Consider the following 15,331-nt stretch of genomic DNA (forward strand, 5'->3'; position numbering starts at 1 on the left):
GCCTCAGGCCAGGAGGGCGATCTGTCGGCTCGTGGCCACGAGCCGGCCCTGCTGGTCCCACAGGCGCACGTCCTCGTCGTGGAACCCGTCGACCGCGCGGCGACTGATGACCTCCATCTGCACCCAGTCGGAGGTGAACCTGCGCCAGAAGTGCACCGTGAGCTGGATCGTGGACGAGGCGAGCTCGCCGAGGTCGGCCAGCACGGGCGGGTAGGCGTCGACGATGGCCCCTGCGGCGAAGGCGTCGACCGGACGCTCGTCGACCGGCCGGATCCAGAAGTGCGCCGTGGGATCTCCCGAGGGCGTGCCGGCGATCCATCCCGGAACCGCGGCGTGCCGAGTCGTGTAGCGGCGCGCGACCGCCGGGACGAGCTCGTCGGGGAAGTCGGCCATCGGGTCGATGCCGTCGTCCGGTGCCGGGAGCGCGGGCGCGACGTCGTCGAGGTGCTGCTGCGAGCCCGCGAGGTCGACGTCGTGGAGGCTGACGACGCCGTGCGTGATCGGGACGTCGCCCTGGCTCAGCACGACCGTGAACGTCGACACCCGGCGGCCCTCGCGGACCGGCGTCACGGACACGACGGCAGGTCCCGGCCTGGTCGGCTTCAGGTAGGTGACGGCGACCGACAGGGGGTCGGGCTTGTCGGACTCCGCGAGCGCCGCGCGCAGCAGGATCGCCAGGAGGTAACCGCCGTTGGCCGTGCCGGCCGGCGTGTTCCAGTCGTCGGTGAGGTCGACCGATCGCCGGCCGGGCGAGACGGGTTCGGACCAGGTGGCGGCGTCCAGCTCGTGGGTCATGGCGCCATCCTGCCGGGTCGTCGGCGTGCGGGGCGCGGGGGCGCGGTCGTGCCGCGATAACCTCGTCTTCATGAGCGAGCGCCAGCGAGTGAGCACGAGCACGTGGCAGGTCGTCACCTGCGAAGATGGTCTTGCGGGGCAGGTGACGTCATGACGTCTCCGCTCGCCACGGCCGGCGCGCCCTTCGGGCGCGTGCTCACCGCGATGGTGACCCCGTTCACCGACGACGGTGACCTGGATCTCGACGGCGCGCAGAAGCTCGCGTCGCACCTGGTCGACGCGGGCAACGACGGACTCGTCGTCTCCGGCACGACGGGGGAGTCGCCCACCACGAGTGGCGAGGAGGACGGTCGCCTGCTGGCGGCGGTGCTCGAGGCGGTCGGCGACCGCGCCACGGTGGTGGCCGGTGTCGGGACCAACGACACGCGCCACTCGGTCGAGCTGGCCGAGGCCGCCGCCCGCATCGGTGCGCACGGTCTGCTCCTCGTGACGCCCTACTACTCCCGCCCCCCGCAGGCCGGCATCATCGGCCACGTCGACGCGGTGGCGGCGGCAGCCGGCGACGTGCCGATCATGCTCTACGACATCCCCGGCCGCACCGGTACCGAGCTCACGCGAGAGACGTACCTCGCGATGAACGACCGGCCCACCGTCACCGCCATGAAGGACGCCGTCGGCGACCTCCACCGTGGGGCCTGGATCATGGACAACACCGACCTCGCCCTCTACTCCGGCGACGACGTCCTCAACCTCGGCTGGCTCGCCGTCGGGGCGGCCGGAGTCGTCAGCGTCGTGGGGCACGTGGCCGGACCGCAGTACAAGGCCATGGTCGAGGCGGTCGACGCCGGCGACCTGGCCACCGCCCGTCGCATCGACCGGGGCCTCATCGGCCTCGTCGCGGCGATCATGGGCCAGACCCAGGGTGCGATCGCGGCGAAGGTCGCGGCGCACGAGCTGGGTCTCATCAGTTCACCCCGGGTGCGTCTGCCGCTGTCGCAGGCCACCGACGAGCAGGTCGCGATGATTCGCGCCGCCATCCAGAAAGACACTGCATGAGCCATCTCCACCTGGATCTGACCACCCCGCCGCCCCTGCCGGAGGGTGCCCTGCGTGTCTTCGCGCTCGGCGGCCTCGGCGAGATCGGTCGCAACATGACCGTGTTCGAGTACGGCGGCAAGCTGCTGATCGTCGACTGCGGTGTGCTGTTCCCCGACGAGCACCACCCGGGCGTCGACCTGATCCTGCCGGACTTCCAGCCGATCCGTGACCGCCTCTCCGACGTCGTCGCCATCGTTCTGACGCACGGGCACGAGGACCACATCGGGGCCGTCCCGTACCTGCTGCGCGAGCGCGGCAACATCCCCGTCGTCGGCTCGGAGCTGACCTTGGCCCTGCTGGCGCCGAAGCTGAAGGAGCACCGTCTGAAGGAGGTGCCGCGCCACATCGTCAAGGAGGGCGACACGCTGCAGTTCGGGCCGTTCGGCACCGAGTTCGTGGCGGTCAACCACTCGATCCCCGATGCGCTGGCCGTGGCGATCACGACCCCGGCGGGCGTCGCGCTGCACACGGGTGACTTCAAGATGGATCAGCTGCCGCTCGACGGCCGCATCACCGACCTGCGGGCGTTCGCGCGCCTCGGTGAGGCCGGGGTCGACCTGTTCCTGACCGACTCGACCAACGCCGAGGTCCCCGGGTTCACCACCCCCGAGCGTGACATCACGCCCGCGATCGACGCCGTCTTCGCGCGCAGCGAGAAGCGCATCATCGTCGCGTCGTTCGCCTCCCACGTGCACCGCGTGCAGCAGGTGCTCGACATGGCGGCCAAGCACGGCCGCAAGGTCGCCTACGTCGGCCGGTCGATGGTGCGGAACATGCAGATCGCCCGCGAGCTCGGCTACCTCCACGTGCCCGACGGCGTCGTCGTCGACAAGATCGACGCGGCTCCGCCGGAGAAGATGGTCCTGATGTCGACCGGTTCGCAGGGCGAGCCCATGGCCGCCCTGTCGCGCATGGCGAACAGGAGCCACCAGCAGGTCGAGCTCGAGCCCGGTGACACCGTGCTCATGGCCTCGTCGGTCATCCCCGGCAACGAGAACTCGATCTCGCGGGTCATCGACGGCCTCACCAAGCTCGGCGCCAACGTCGTGCACAAGGGCAACGCGCTCGTGCACGTCTCGGGTCACGCGTCGGCCGGCGAGCTCCTGTACTGCTACAACATCGTGCAGCCGACCAACGTCATGCCCGTGCACGGCGAGATCCGCCACCTGCACGCCAACGGAGCGCTGGCCCGCAAGACTGGCGTCCCCAACGTGCTGCTGGCCGAGGACGGCTACGTCATCGACCTGGTCGACGGCCACGCCTCGATCACGGGTGCCTTCGACTGCGGCTACGTCTACGTCGACGGGTCCTCGATCGGCGACATCTCCGACTCCGACCTCAAGGACCGCCGGGTCCTGGGTGAGGAGGGCTTCATCTCGGTCGTCGTGGTGGTCAACTCCGCCACGGGCAAGGTCGTGTCGGGCCCGGAGATCCACGCGCGTGGCATCGCCGAGGACGACAGCGTCTTCGACGCGGTACGTCCGAAGATCGCCGGGGCCCTGGAGGACGCGCTCTCGGAGGGCACGCGCGACACCGCCCAGCTGCAGCAGGTCGTGCGCCGCACGCTCGGCTCGTACGCCGGTCGTACGCTGCGTCGCCGCCCGATGATCGTGCCGATCGTCATCGAGGCCTGACCTGGCTGATTGTCACGGCTTCGACCCGATCGGGAAACCGCTGCGAAACACGGCCCGCTCACGCTGAAGCGGTGGACGTGGCAGAGGTGTGGGGGGCGGCACCGTGGTGAGCCGGGTGCTGATCGTCGGCTCGGCCGGCACGCACAGCCCGGAGGGCCGGGCCAACGTGTCCCGTCTGGTCAACGCCGTGCGCCGTGAGGCTCACGGGCTCGACGTCGCCGACGGCTACGTCGACCAGCAGTCGCCGGCGCTGCCGGACGTGGTCCGGACCACGGCCGGCCCGCGGGCCATCGTGCCGCTCCTGCTCACGCGCGACCCACTTCCCCTCCGGGCCATGGTCGCGGCGGCCCGGCTGGACCCCTCGGTGTCGGTCACGGCGCCGATCGGTCCCGACTGGGTGCTGGCGGAGATCGGCGTGCAACGCCTCATGGAGGCCGGCGCCCGGCCCGACGACAGCATCGTCCTGGCCTCCGACGCCCTGACCGACGTCATGGCCGTCGAGGACGTCAGCAAGGCCGCCCGCCTCCTCAGCGCCGTCTGGGGTGGTCGGGTGCACGTCGGCACCCTCGCGGGGCTCGACACGGGCCTGGACGAGGCAATCGACGTCGCCCGTGCCTACGGCAAGCGTGTGGTCGTCAGCTCGTACGTCCTCACCGCGGGCGCTCCCCACGACGCGATGCTGGCCTGCGGTGCCGACGTCGTGACGGCGCCGCTCGTCCCGTCGGGGGCTCCGGACCAGCGGCTCGTGGGCCTCGTGCTCGCGCGGGCGCGGTCGCGATCGGGCTGGCTGACCGGTGACGACGGCGAGCACCGCGCCGCCCACGGATAGGGCGGGGCGACCAGCAAGAGCGCCAGCGAGAACACGAGCGCCAGCGAGAACACGAGCGCCAGCGAGAACAAGAGCGCCAAGGACCGGAGGCGTGGGGGACGGTCGAGGTCACCCTGACGGCGCCGGTTGGACGTGCAGTGCAAGATTTGCTCCCAAATCCACCCTTCGGCCGCCCAGGTTCGGTGGATTTGCGAGCAAATCTTGCGGGACCGTCGTGCAGGAGCGGTCGCCACGCGGCCGTTCGCTCCGTCAATCCTGAGAAAGACTCGAGTCGTCCTTTAGGCTTTCGCCATGGCGACCCGAACGTCTTCCCCGCCGCGCAAGCGGCCGTCCGGTTCCCAGGCCCGCAGCCGCACCAGCGGCAAGCGAAGCCCGGCCCGAACCCCTGCCAACCGCCGACCGGCGGCCAAGAAGCCTGCCCCGAAGGGTGGGGGAGGCGCGGGCGGTGGCCTCGCCGCCGTCGTGTCCGGCTTCGGCCGCATGCTCCGGGCGATCTGGCTCGGCCTGGCCACCGCGGTCGGAGCCATCGCACGCTCGATCGGCAGCAGTGCCCGCGACCTCGATCCCGCCCAGCGCCGCGACGGCGTGGGCCTGGCCGTCCTCGGACTCGCGATCGTCGCGGCCTCGGCGACCTGGTGGCGCATCCCCGGGCCCGTCGGTCGCGGGGTCCGGCAGGTCTGTGAGGGCAGCGTGGGCGTGCTCGCCGGCGCTGTGCCGATCGTGCTCGTCGTGATCGCGTGGCGCACCCTGCGCCGTCCTGAGGCACAGGGCCCCGCAGGTCGTCAGGTCATCGCCTGGGCCGCCGTCGTCGGAGGTGTCCTCGGACTCGTCCACGTCGCCCACGGCGTGCCGCGGCCCGACGACATGGCCGCCGTGCGCGATGCCGGAGGCGCCATCGGCTACCTGTTCTCGGCGATCCTCGTCGACCTGCTCAAGACGCCCTACGTCGTGGCGCCGTTGCTGGTGCTCGTGGTCGCCTTCGGCGTGCTGATCCTCAGCAACACCCCGGTCCACGCGGTCCCGGAGAAGCTGCAGGCCGTCCGCGACCGCCTGACGCGCCGCAAGCCCGACGAGGCCGAGGAGGGCGAGGAGGGCGGCGACGCCGCCGACACCCGTCGTCACCCGCGCACGGAGCTGGCGGTCGACGAGCCCTACGAGGACCCCATCGTCCCGGACCCGGACGACGAGGCCGTCGCGACGCCCGCCGCCGTGCCGCCGGGCGTCAAGCGCCCCGTCCCCGTCGTCGACGAGGTCGACGAGGAGCCCGTCGAGCGCCTGCCGATGGAGCCCCTGCCGGCCCGGGCCGAGCAGCTCGAGCTGGCCGGCGACGTCATGTACTCGCTCCCGGACAGCACGGTCCTGCGCGAGGGCACGCCGCACAAGGCCCGGAGCCAGGCCTCCGACGCGGTCGTGGACCGGCTGACCGAGGTGCTGGAGCAGTTCAAGATCGACGCGACCGTCACGGGGTACACGCGAGGCCCGACCGTCACGCGGTACGAGGTCGAGCTGGGCCCCGCGGTCAAGGTCGAGAAGGTCACGGCACTGGGCAAGAACATCGCCTACGCGGTGGCCTCGAACGAGGTTCGTATCCTCAGCCCGATTCCCGGCAAGTCCGCCATCGGCGTGGAGATCCCGAACGCGGACAAGGAGATGGTCAGCCTCGGCGACGTCCTGCGCTCGGCCAAGGCACGCGGCGACCACCACCCGATGGTCGTCGGCCTCGGCAAGGACGTCGAGGGCGGCTACGTCGTGGCCAACCTCGCGAAGATGCCCCACCTGCTCGTGGCCGGTGCCACGGGTTCGGGCAAGTCGAGCTTCGTGAACTCGATGATCGCGTCGATCCTGATGCGCACGACGCCCGACGAGGTCCGCATGATCCTGGTCGACCCCAAGCGCGTCGAGCTCACGGCGTACGAGGGCATCCCGCACCTCATCACCCCGATCATCACCAACCCGAAGAAGGCCGCGGAGGCCCTCCAGTGGGTCGTGCGTGAGATGGACCTGCGGTACGACGACCTGTCGGCCTACGGGTTCCGTCACGTCGACGACTTCAACAAGGCGGTCCGCTCCGGGTCCGTGCAGGCGCTGCCCGGCAGCGAGCGCGTCCTGGCGCCCTACCCGTACCTGCTCGTCGTGGTCGATGAGCTCGCCGACCTCATGATGGTCGCCCCGCGCGACGTGGAGGACTCGATCGTCCGCATCACGCAGCTCGCACGCGCGGCCGGGATCCACCTCGTGCTCGCGACGCAGCGACCGTCGGTCGACGTCGTCACGGGTCTGATCAAGGCCAACGTACCGAGCCGTCTCGCCTTCGCGACCAGCTCGCTCGGCGACAGCCGGGTCATCCTCGACCAGCCCGGGGCCGAGAAGCTCGTGGGCCAGGGCGACGGCCTGTTCCTGCCGATGGGCCACAGCAAGGCCATGCGCATGCAGGGCGCCTGGATCACGGAGCAGGAGATCGTGGCGGTCGTCGACCACTGCAAGACCCAGCTCGAGCCGGCGTACCGCGAGGACGTGACGGCGGTCCAGCAGAGCAAGCGTGAGCTCGATGACGACATCGGCGACGACCTGGACCTCGTGATGCAGGCGATCGAGCTCGTCGTCAACACCCAGTTCGGGTCCACGTCGATGCTGCAGCGCAAGCTGCGCGTGGGGTTCGCCAAGGCCGGCCGCCTGATGGACATCATGGAGAGCCGCGGGATCGTGGGTCCGAGCGAGGGGTCCAAGGCCCGCGACGTGCTGATCAAGCCCGACGAGGTCGAGCAGGTCCTCGCCACGATCGGTGCCGAGTGATGGGGGCCGAGTGATGAACGAGCCCTTCGAGATCCACCGCCGTGTGGGCCTGTACGCCCTCGTCGCGCTGCTGTGCCTCGCTGTCGCGGGCGGGCTGGGCTGGTTCGCCTACGACCGTCCCGCACCCCTGCTGTGGGTCGGCACGGGTGTGCTGGCGCTCCTCGCGATCGCGCTGCTGCGCGGCACCGTCGACGCCAAGACGCCGCTGTTCGTCGCCGACGACCACGGGGTCCGGTTGCAGACCGACGACGGGTGGACCGGGCTGCTGTGGGACGAGATGGGGGAGATCCGGGTCGAGCCGCGGGCCGGGGTCCGGCACGACGCGCGGGTCAAGGTCATCAGCCTCGACGGGCGCAAGGTGTACTCCACCCCCGTGGGCCTGGCGACGACGGTCGACATGGACCAGGCGGTCGCCGAGTTGGCGCGTCGTCGCGGCCCTGCCGCATACTGAGGCGTCCCGCCCCCCGCCTGAGAGGCCTCCATGCCTGACCCCCAGTCCGGTACCAGCGCCACCACCCCGCCGAGCAACTTCAACATCGCGAACGCCCTCACGGTGCTCCGCATCGCCGGCGTCCCGGTCTTCGGATGGCTGCTGCTGATCGACGGCGGTGCGGACGTCTCGACCCGGGTGTGGTCGTTCGTGGCGTTCTCGCTGCTGATGATCACCGACCGGATCGACGGCGACCTCGCCCGCAGCCGCGGCCTGGTGACCGACTTCGGCAAGCTGGCCGACCCGATCGCCGACAAGGCGCTGACAGGCATGGCCTTCATCGGTCTAGCCATCATCTTCGACCACTGGCTGTTCTGGGCCGTGGCCATCACGACGTTGGTGCGCGAGTGGGGCATCACGATCATGCGCCTGTTCATCGCGAAGTACGGTGTCATGCCAGCCAGCCAGGGTGGCCGGATCAAGACCACGATGCAGGCCGGCGCGCTCGCCCTCTACTGCCTGCCGCTCGAGATCTGGGACACGACGGCCAGCGACATCACGATGTGGGTCGCCCACGTCCTCCTCGCGGTCGCCTACGTCATCACGATGGTCACGGGTGTCCAGTACGTCATCGACGCCCGCCGGCTGCGCGCCGAGTGGTTCGCGGCGCAGGACGCCTGAGCCGGTGGGCCCCGCGGCGACGTCCTCCCACGCCACGGCCGAGGCGCTCGTCGCGGTGCTCGCCGAGGCCGGACTCACGATCGCCGCAGCGGAGTCGCTGACGGGCGGGGCCGTGTGCTCGGCGCTCGTCGCGGTGCCCGGGGCCTCGGCCGTGGTGCGAGGAGCGGTCGTGGCCTACGCGACCGACGTCAAGTGCACGCTGCTCGGTGTGCCGGAGGAGCTCGTGGCGCTGGCCGGCACGGTCGACGCGCGCGTGGCTCGGGCCATGGCCGAGGGCGTGCGCGCGCGGCTCGGCGCCGACCTCGGTGTGGCCACGACCGGCAATGCCGGCCCCGACGCGTCCGAGGGCAAGCCGGTCGGCCGGGTGCACGTCGCGATCGCCACGGCGGACGACACCCGCGACTGGCAGCTGGACCTCGACGGAGACCGTGACGCGATCCGTCAGGCGACCGTGACCGTCGCGCTGTCGCAGGCACTCGCTACGCTGGCACCAGAGCCCGGCGAGCGGCGGAAGGATCTCGGTCCCTCCGACGTTGAGCACAGGTACAGGACCCAGTAGTGGACCCAGCAGTTGGCCCAGTAGTGGACAGAGTCACCACGGAGGTGAGCGCGTGACCACGATGCGACAGCTCGTCGGCGAGACCTTGCGCGCGCGCCGGGCCGAACGCGGTCTCACGCTCCGGGAGGTCTCGGGCAAGGCCCGGGTCAGCCTCGGCTACATCTCCGAGATCGAGCGAGGTCAGAAGGAGCCGAGCTCCGAGCTCCTGGCGGCGCTCGCCGAGGCCCTCGAGGTCCCGCTCTCGGCCGTCCTGCGCGACGTCGCCGACCAGATGGAGCTGCACGAGGTGGTCTCCGCGCCCCTGGCGACGGTCTCGTCGATCGGCGCCGACGGCGTCCGCGCCTCGGCGGCCTGAGCCCCCCGGTGCGGCACAGCGAGTTCTGGGAGCGGATGGACCTCCACCTGGGGGAGTCCTACGCGCGGGTCTGGGCCGACACCCAGGTCATCGGCGACCTCGACCACCGCACGCCGACCGAGGCACTCGACGGAGGCGTCGATCCCAAGCAGGTCTGGCGCGCCGTGCACGCCCGCCTGCAGCTGCCGCCCTCGGAGCGCTGAGGACTGGGCGCTGAGGACTGGGCGCTGAGGACTCCTTCGACACGCGACCGGCGTGTCGCGCCCGCTTCGAACACCTGTTCCCGTACTGTCGTGCTCGAGGTTGACGTACCGAGAGCATCGATCCACAGGGTGGATCGACCCACAGGCGGATCGATGAGGTCCACAAAATGTCCGTGGGCTCTCCTAGCGTCGTCGATGCCTCGCCACCCACGACCGAAGGATCTCCTGATGGCCCCCAAGACCGCACTCGTCCCCGTCACCCGTCTGACCGGTGAAGGCACCTCGTCCGACCAGCGCACCAAGGCGATCGACAACGCCATCGCCCAGATCGACCGAGCCCACGGCAAGGGCGCCGTGATGCGTCTGGGCGAGCGTGGCCGCACCAAGATCGACGTGATCCCCACCGGCGCCACGGCACTCGACGTCGCGCTCGGCATCGGTGGTCTGCCCCGCGGCCGGGTCGTCGAGATCTACGGCCCGGAGTCCTCGGGCAAGACCACGGTCGCCCTGCACGCGGTGGCCAACGCCCAGAAGGCCGGCGGCGTCGCCGCCTTCATCGACGCCGAGCACGCGCTCGACCCCGACTACGCCCGCAAGCTCGGGGTCGACACCGACGCGCTGCTGATCTCCCAGCCCGACTCCGGTGAGCAGGCGCTCGAGATCGCCGACATGCTGATCCGCTCCGGTGCGCTCGACATCATCGTCATCGACTCCGTCGCGGCACTCGTGCCCCGCGCCGAGATCGACGGCGAGATGGGCGACAGCCACGTGGGCCTGCAGGCACGTCTCATGAGCCAGGCGCTGCGCAAGATGACCGGTGCCATCAACGGCTCGGGCACCACGGCGATCTTCATCAACCAGCTGCGCGAGAAGATCGGCGTGATGTTCGGCTCGCCCGAGACCACCACGGGCGGCAAGGCCCTGAAGTTCTACGCCTCGGTCCGCCTCGACGTGCGTCGCATCGAGACCCTCAAGGACGGCACCGACATGGTCGGCAACCGCACCAAGGTCAAGGTCGTCAAGAACAAGCTGGCCCCGCCGTTCAAGGTCGCCGAGTTCGACATCATGTACGGCAAGGGCATCAGCCGCGAGGGCTCGCTGATCGACGTGGGTGTCGACGCCGGCATCGTGCGCAAGGCCGGAGCCTGGTACACCTACGACGGCGACCAGCTCGGTCAGGGCAAGGAGAACGCGCGGCAGTTCCTCGCCGACAACCCGGATCTCGCCGTCGAGATCGAGCGCCGGATCAAGGAGCACCTCGGCGTGGGTGTCGACGCCGCGCTCGAGGAGACCGACGAGGACGCCGGGGCTGACGCCACGACGGTCACCGAGGTCGACTTCTGAGCTCGATGAGCCACGATGCCGCGTTCGACGAGTCCGACTCGGGGATGGATCCCGAGGAGGCACGCACCCTCGCCATGAAGGTCCTGTACGACCGGCTGGCCGAGCGGGCGCACAGTCGGGCCGATCTCGAGCAGGCCCTCGCCAAGCGGCGCGTGCCCGTCGAGATCGGCGCGGCCGTGCTCGACCGGTTCGAGGCGGCCGGGTTCGTCGACGACGCGGCGTTCGCCCGCTCGTGGGTCGAGGGTCGTCAGCGTGGCAAGGGCCTGGCCAGTCGCGCTCTGGCGATGGAGCTGCGCCAGAAGGGCGTCGACGACGACATCGCTCGCGAGGCACTCGCGGAGATCGATCCGGAGGACGAACGCCGGGCGGCCCACCGGTTGGTGCAGACCAAGCTGCGGGCCATGCGGGGGCTCGACGACCAGGTCCGCACCCGCCGCCTGGTGGGCATGCTGGCCCGCAAGGGCTACGCGCCTGGCCTCGCCTTCGAGGTCGTGCGCGACGAGCTAGGGGCCGACCCCGAGCCGCTCGACTCGCTCTGAGGCGACCGGCTCACAGGTCGAGCGCGGCGACGACCACCGGGTCGGTGCACCCGCGGGCCCACGCGGCGATCCGTATCCGGATCTCGCGCCCGAGCAGCCACTGACCGATCGGCTCGGCCACCGGGCGTAGCCATCGGGGCGTGATCGTGTAGCTGTACTTCCACGTCGCCCGGCACCCGTCGATGCCCTCGCGCTGCTCGGGCACGAACCGCCATCCGCCACCGAAGGTGCCGAAGAACCAAGGGCCGCTCACCATCGTCATCCCGACCGAGGTGGGCGGGCGGTACGAGGCGTACTCGCTGATCATCGCCGGCCCGACGCGGGCCCGCGTGTAGGTGCGCACGCCCTTGCCCGGCAGCTCGGCGTCGATGAGGTGCTGGTGGCGGATGAACGGGTCCCAGCGCAGGCGGGTCTCGCCCGTCGTCTGGGACACGGCGAAGGCGATCTGCGGTGTGACGGGGACCCACGTCTCGGCGACCACTTGCGGCATGGGGCCACGGTACGCATCCTCACTGGTCAGCACGCATTACCTGCGAGTAACATGTGGCGCATGGCCTCCACCTACGACTTCTACCGCAAGCTCAGTGCGCTCCCGCAGGGCAAGCGACTGTTCTCCATCGCGTTCAGCCAGAAGGCTCCCTACTTCGGCTCGATCCACCTCCGGGTCGACGAGATGTCGCCGCACTTCGCGCAGATCTCGTTGCCCAAGCGCCGCGCGGTCCAGAACCACATCGGCACGGTCCACGCGATCGCGGCCTGCAACGGCCTCGAGGCCGCGATGGGCCTGCTCGCCGAGGCGACGTGCCCGAAGGACGCGCGGTGGCTGCCCAAGGGCATGGAGGTCGAGTACCTGGCCAAGTCCACGAGCGACCTCGTCTGCACCGCGGAGTCCACGGCCGAGGACTGGGCCAACGGCCCGGACGTGCCGGTGACCGTGAAGGCGACCCGCGACGACGGCACCGTCGTCGTCGCGGGCACGATCCACCTCTGGGTCACCCCCAAGAAGTAGCCGGCGCCGGCCAACCTCAGCCGTCGATCGAGCTGAGGTCGCCGTAGCGGTCGCCCGCGACGGCGCCCGACGGGATCGCCGCCGCCAGTGCGGCCAGATCGGCCGCGCTCACGGTGAGATCCAGCGCGGCGACGTTCTGCTCGAGGTAGGACACGCGCTTGGTGCCCGGGATCGGCACGACGTCCTCGCCCTGCGCGAGCACCCAGGCGAGCGCGAGCTGGCCCGGGGTGCAGCCGAGGTCGTCGGCGAGGGCGCGGACCTGGTCGACGAGGGCGAGGTTGGCTCGCAGGTTCTCTCCCTCGAAGCGAGGGAAGTAGGCCGAGGCGCGGCTGTCGCCCTCGGCGAACCCGTCGGCCGGGACGGCGCCGGTCAGGATGCCGCGGCCCAGCGGCGAGTAGGCGACCAACCCGATGCCCAGCTCTCGCAAGGTCGGCAGGATCTCGTCCTCCAGGTCGCGCGTGAACAACGAGTACTCGGTCTGCAGGGCGGTCACCGGGTGCACGGCGTGGGCGCGGCGGATGGTCGCGGGCGACGCCTCGGAGAGTCCGAGGTACCGGACCTTCCCGGCCTCGACCAGGTCGTGCATCGCACCGACCGTCTCCTCGATCGGCACGGTCTTGTCCACGCGGTGCTGGTAGTACAGATCGATGTGGTCGACCCCGAGCCGCTCCAGGGAGGCGTCGCACGCCTGCCGCACGTAGTCCGGGTGGCCGTTGACCCCGACTCGTGTGCCATCGGGAAGGCGCTCGTTGCCGAACTTGGTCGCCAGCTGCACGGTGTCGCGTCGTCCGGAGATCGCCCGGCCGACCAGCTGCTCGTTGGTGAATGGTCCGTACATGTCGGCCGTGTCCAGGAACGTGACCCCGAGGTCGAGCGCCCGGTGGATCGTGGCGATGCCGCTGGCCTCGTCAGGCGTCCCGTAGAACTCGGACATGCCCATGCAGCCGAGGCCGAGGGCGGAGACGGTCAGGGGCGCGGTGGTGCCGAGCGTGCGTGTGGAAGTGGTCATGACCCCAGCCAACAACCTGGAGTGCACTCCAGGTCAAGCCCACGATCAGGCCGACTTCTCGCGGGGAGCGAGACGGTCCTGATAGGTCGCGATCTTGGTGTCGATCGCCGCGAGGTGGGTCGTGACCTCGGCCAGCTGCCGCAGCACCTGGTCGCGGTGCGTCATCAGGACGTCCAGGCGATCGGCCTCGTTGCCCGCGCCGGCCCTGACGAGGTCGGCATAGCGTCGGACGTCACGGATCGGCATGCCGGTCGAGCGGAGTCTCGTGACCAGCTCGACCCAGCGCAGGTCGGCCTCCTCGTACCTGCGGTGACCGCTGACGTCGCGAGGCACCGGACGCAGCAGCAACCCGTCCCGCTCGTAGTACCGCAGCGTGTCGGCCGACACGCCGAGCTCGGTGGCTGACTCGGCGATGGATCGTCCCGTGCGCGACATGACGCCAGTCTTGCCCACCCGGCCCCATGGTGCACCGATGCGCAGATCCGGGGGTCACCGGCGTCGTGCCGCATCACGAGGCGTGGCTGTACGTCTCGCCGCTCCCGGTGGCCGACGCGTATCCTTGACGGGCCATGACGAAGACCTACGAGGTGCGCACCTACGGGTGCCAGATGAACGTGCACGACTCCGAGCGGATCAGTGGTCTGCTCGAGACGGCCGGGTACACCGCCGCCGAGAAGGCCGGCGGTGGCACGCCCGATCTCGTCGTGTTCAACACCTGCGCCGTGCGCGAGAACGCCGACAACAAGCTGTACGGCAACCTGGGGCACGTCGCCAGCCTCAAGGCGGAGAAGCCCGGCATGCAGGTGGCCGTCGGCGGCTGCCTCGCGCAGAAGGACCGCGCGACGATCACGGAGAAGGCCCCGTGGGTCGACGTCGTCTTCGGCACCCACAACGTGGGGTCCCTGCCGGTGCTGCTCGAGCGTGCCCGGGTGCAGTCCGAGGCCCAGGTCGAGATCCTCGAGTCGCTCGAGACCTTCCCGTCGACCCTGCCGACCAAGCGCGACTCCGTGTTCGCGGCGTGGGTCTCGATCAGCGTCGGCTGCAACAACACGTGCACGTTCTGCATCGTCCCGAGCCTGCGCGGCAAGGAGCGCGACCGTCGCCCCGGTGACGTGCTCGCGGAGGTCGAGGCCCTCGTGGCCGACGGGGTCGTCGAGATCACCCTGCTGGGCCAGAACGTCAACTCCTACGGCGTGGAGTTCGGTGACAAGCAGGCCTTCGGCAAGCTCCTGCGCGCGTGCGGCCGCATCGAGGGGCTGGAGCGGGTGCGCTTCACCAGCCCGCACCCCAAGGACTTCACCGACGACGTCATCGCCGCGATGGCCGAGACCCCCAACGTCATGCCGCAGCTGCACATGCCGTTGCAGTCGGGCTCGGACGACGTGCTCAAGCGCATGCGCCGGTCCTACCGTCGTGAGAAGTTCCTCGGCATCATCGACCGGGTCCGCGCTGCGATGCCCGACGCCGCCATCACGACCGACATCATCGTCGGGTTCCCCGGAGAGACCGACGCGGACTTCGAGCAGACCCTCGAGGTCGTGCGCCGGGCCCGGTTCAGCAGCGCATTCACCTTCCAGTACTCGCCACGGCCGGGCACGCCGGCGGCCGACCTCGACGACCAGATCTCCCCGGCGGTCGTCAAGGAGCGCTACCTGCGCCTGGCCGAGGTGGTCGACGAGATCGCCTGGGCCGAGAACCGCGCGCTCGTGGGTCGACGCGTCGAGCTGCTCGTGTCCGACACCAGCGGCAAGAAGGACCGAGCGACCGAGCGGCTGACGGGCCGTGCTCGCGACAACCGCCTCGTGCACTTCGTGCCCGGCGACGAGACCGTGCGTCCCGGCGACGTCGTGGAGGTCGAGATCACCTCGGCCGCCCCGCACCACCTGATGAGCGACCTCCCGCCGTTGGGCGTGCGGGTCACCGCTTCCGGCGACGCGTGGGCCGCTCGCCGTGGCGCGACCGAGGTCAGGCCCGGCACGCCCGTGGGTCTCGGCATGCCGAGCCTCGGCGTGCCCGAGGCGCTGCCCCCGGCTCCCGCCTGCGCGACCTGACG

General features: G+C 70.7%; 17 protein-coding genes. 13 read left to right on the forward strand and 4 right to left on the reverse strand.

What is annotated here, in order from left to right:
• Positions 1-3: 3 nt before the first annotated feature.
• The gene (locus V6S66_RS07065) at positions 4-795 is read right to left on the reverse strand and encodes a thioesterase family protein (RefSeq protein WP_334206038.1); all 792 of its coding nucleotides are present in this window, start codon (positions 793-795) and stop codon (positions 4-6) included.
• 150 nt (positions 796-945) lie between these two features.
• Here V6S66_RS07065 and dapA point away from each other — a divergent pair, with 150 nt between their 5' ends.
• From dapA to V6S66_RS07120, 11 genes are all read left to right on the forward strand, one after another.
• Positions 946-1,851 (forward strand): 4-hydroxy-tetrahydrodipicolinate synthase, encoded by a 906-nt coding sequence (dapA, locus tag V6S66_RS07070; RefSeq protein ID WP_334206039.1) that lies wholly within the window; start codon positions 946-948, stop codon positions 1,849-1,851.
• Positions 1,848-3,527: a ribonuclease J gene (locus tag V6S66_RS07075; protein ID WP_334206040.1), complete on the forward strand. Its 1,680-nt coding sequence runs from the start codon at positions 1,848-1,850 to the stop codon at positions 3,525-3,527. The genes dapA and V6S66_RS07075 overlap by 4 nt, the downstream gene beginning before the upstream one ends.
• Before the next feature lie 115 nt (positions 3,528-3,642).
• Positions 3,643-4,356 carry a sirohydrochlorin chelatase gene (locus tag V6S66_RS07080; RefSeq protein ID WP_334206041.1) on the forward strand — a complete coding sequence of 238 codons (714 nt, stop codon included), beginning with the start codon at positions 3,643-3,645 and terminating at the stop codon, positions 4,354-4,356.
• 291 nt (positions 4,357-4,647) lie between these two features.
• Positions 4,648-7,149, forward strand: coding sequence for an FtsK/SpoIIIE family DNA translocase (locus V6S66_RS07085; protein WP_334206042.1), 2,502 nt, complete (start codon positions 4,648-4,650; stop codon positions 7,147-7,149).
• 13 nt (positions 7,150-7,162) lie between these two features.
• A complete protein-coding gene (locus tag V6S66_RS07090) occupies positions 7,163-7,600 on the forward strand; it encodes a hypothetical protein (RefSeq protein WP_334206043.1) in 438 nt (145 codons plus the stop codon).
• Positions 7,601-7,630: 30 nt separating this feature from the next.
• Positions 7,631-8,260 carry a CDP-alcohol phosphatidyltransferase family protein gene (locus V6S66_RS07095; protein WP_334206044.1) on the forward strand — a complete coding sequence of 210 codons (630 nt, stop codon included), beginning with the start codon at positions 7,631-7,633 and terminating at the stop codon, positions 8,258-8,260.
• 4 nt (positions 8,261-8,264) lie between these two features.
• Positions 8,265-8,819 (forward strand): CinA family protein, encoded by a 555-nt coding sequence (locus tag V6S66_RS07100; RefSeq protein WP_334206045.1) that lies wholly within the window; start codon positions 8,265-8,267, stop codon positions 8,817-8,819.
• 61 nt (positions 8,820-8,880) lie between these two features.
• Positions 8,881-9,174 carry a helix-turn-helix domain-containing protein gene (locus tag V6S66_RS07105; RefSeq protein WP_334207238.1) on the forward strand — a complete coding sequence of 98 codons (294 nt, stop codon included), beginning with the start codon at positions 8,881-8,883 and terminating at the stop codon, positions 9,172-9,174.
• Between the two features lie 8 nt (positions 9,175-9,182).
• Positions 9,183-9,377 (forward strand): DUF3046 domain-containing protein, encoded by a 195-nt coding sequence (locus tag V6S66_RS07110; RefSeq protein WP_334206046.1) that lies wholly within the window; start codon positions 9,183-9,185, stop codon positions 9,375-9,377.
• A gap of 228 nt (positions 9,378-9,605) precedes the next feature.
• A complete protein-coding gene (recA, locus tag V6S66_RS07115; RefSeq protein ID WP_334206047.1) occupies positions 9,606-10,721 on the forward strand; it encodes a recombinase RecA in 1,116 nt (371 codons plus the stop codon).
• A 5-nt stretch (positions 10,722-10,726) separates the two neighbouring features.
• Positions 10,727-11,260: a regulatory protein RecX gene (locus V6S66_RS07120; protein WP_334206048.1), complete on the forward strand. Its 534-nt coding sequence runs from the start codon at positions 10,727-10,729 to the stop codon at positions 11,258-11,260.
• A 10-nt stretch (positions 11,261-11,270) separates the two neighbouring features.
• On the opposite strand, the gene V6S66_RS07125 is transcribed toward V6S66_RS07120, so the two are convergent.
• Positions 11,271-11,750: an SRPBCC family protein gene (locus tag V6S66_RS07125; protein WP_334206049.1), complete on the reverse strand. Its 480-nt coding sequence runs from the start codon at positions 11,748-11,750 to the stop codon at positions 11,271-11,273.
• A 60-nt stretch (positions 11,751-11,810) separates the two neighbouring features.
• Here V6S66_RS07125 and V6S66_RS07130 point away from each other — a divergent pair, with 60 nt between their 5' ends.
• Complete coding sequence (locus tag V6S66_RS07130) at positions 11,811-12,269, forward strand: hotdog fold domain-containing protein (protein WP_334206050.1); 459 nt, start codon at positions 11,811-11,813, stop codon at positions 12,267-12,269.
• A gap of 16 nt (positions 12,270-12,285) precedes the next feature.
• Here V6S66_RS07130 and V6S66_RS07135 read toward each other — a convergent pair whose 3' ends face one another.
• On the reverse strand, positions 12,286-13,278 hold the full coding sequence (locus V6S66_RS07135; RefSeq protein WP_334206051.1) for an aldo/keto reductase: 993 nt from the start codon (positions 13,276-13,278) through the stop codon (positions 12,286-12,288).
• Between the two features lie 45 nt (positions 13,279-13,323).
• Positions 13,324-13,713, reverse strand: coding sequence for a MerR family transcriptional regulator (locus tag V6S66_RS07140; protein ID WP_334206052.1), 390 nt, complete (start codon positions 13,711-13,713; stop codon positions 13,324-13,326).
• 134 nt (positions 13,714-13,847) lie between these two features.
• On the opposite strand from V6S66_RS07140, the gene miaB reads away from it, so the two are divergent.
• The gene (miaB, locus tag V6S66_RS07145; RefSeq protein WP_334206053.1) at positions 13,848-15,329 is read left to right on the forward strand and encodes a tRNA (N6-isopentenyl adenosine(37)-C2)-methylthiotransferase MiaB; all 1,482 of its coding nucleotides are present in this window, start codon (positions 13,848-13,850) and stop codon (positions 15,327-15,329) included.
• Positions 15,330-15,331: the final 2 nt, after the last annotated feature.

Origin of the sequence: Aeromicrobium sp. Sec7.5 (genome assembly GCF_036867135.1) — a bacterium.
In the GTDB taxonomy this organism is placed as follows: domain Bacteria; phylum Actinomycetota; class Actinomycetes; order Propionibacteriales; family Nocardioidaceae; genus Aeromicrobium.

What these genes read in the sequence shown, in the direction of transcription:
- V6S66_RS07065 (WP_334206038.1), bottom strand. Translation starts at nt 795, where the DNA reads ATGACCCACGAGCTGGACGCCGCCACCTGGTCCGAACCCGTCTCGCCC.
- dapA (WP_334206039.1), top strand. Translation starts at nt 946, where the DNA reads ATGACGTCTCCGCTCGCCACGGCCGGCGCGCCCTTCGGGCGCGTGCTC.
- V6S66_RS07075 (WP_334206040.1), top strand. Translation starts at nt 1,848, where the DNA reads ATGAGCCATCTCCACCTGGATCTGACCACCCCGCCGCCCCTGCCGGAG.
- V6S66_RS07085 (WP_334206042.1), top strand. Translation starts at nt 4,648, where the DNA reads ATGGCGACCCGAACGTCTTCCCCGCCGCGCAAGCGGCCGTCCGGTTCC.
- V6S66_RS07090 (WP_334206043.1), top strand. Translation starts at nt 7,163, where the DNA reads ATGAACGAGCCCTTCGAGATCCACCGCCGTGTGGGCCTGTACGCCCTC.
- V6S66_RS07095 (WP_334206044.1), top strand. Translation starts at nt 7,631, where the DNA reads ATGCCTGACCCCCAGTCCGGTACCAGCGCCACCACCCCGCCGAGCAAC.
- V6S66_RS07105 (WP_334207238.1), top strand. Translation starts at nt 8,881, where the DNA reads ATGCGACAGCTCGTCGGCGAGACCTTGCGCGCGCGCCGGGCCGAACGC.
- recA (WP_334206047.1), top strand. Translation starts at nt 9,606, where the DNA reads ATGGCCCCCAAGACCGCACTCGTCCCCGTCACCCGTCTGACCGGTGAA.
- V6S66_RS07120 (WP_334206048.1), top strand. Translation starts at nt 10,727, where the DNA reads ATGAGCCACGATGCCGCGTTCGACGAGTCCGACTCGGGGATGGATCCC.
- V6S66_RS07125 (WP_334206049.1), bottom strand. Translation starts at nt 11,750, where the DNA reads ATGCCGCAAGTGGTCGCCGAGACGTGGGTCCCCGTCACACCGCAGATC.
- V6S66_RS07130 (WP_334206050.1), top strand. Translation starts at nt 11,811, where the DNA reads ATGGCCTCCACCTACGACTTCTACCGCAAGCTCAGTGCGCTCCCGCAG.
- V6S66_RS07135 (WP_334206051.1), bottom strand. Translation starts at nt 13,278, where the DNA reads ATGACCACTTCCACACGCACGCTCGGCACCACCGCGCCCCTGACCGTC.
- V6S66_RS07140 (WP_334206052.1), bottom strand. Translation starts at nt 13,713, where the DNA reads ATGTCGCGCACGGGACGATCCATCGCCGAGTCAGCCACCGAGCTCGGC.
- miaB (WP_334206053.1), top strand. Translation starts at nt 13,848, where the DNA reads ATGACGAAGACCTACGAGGTGCGCACCTACGGGTGCCAGATGAACGTG.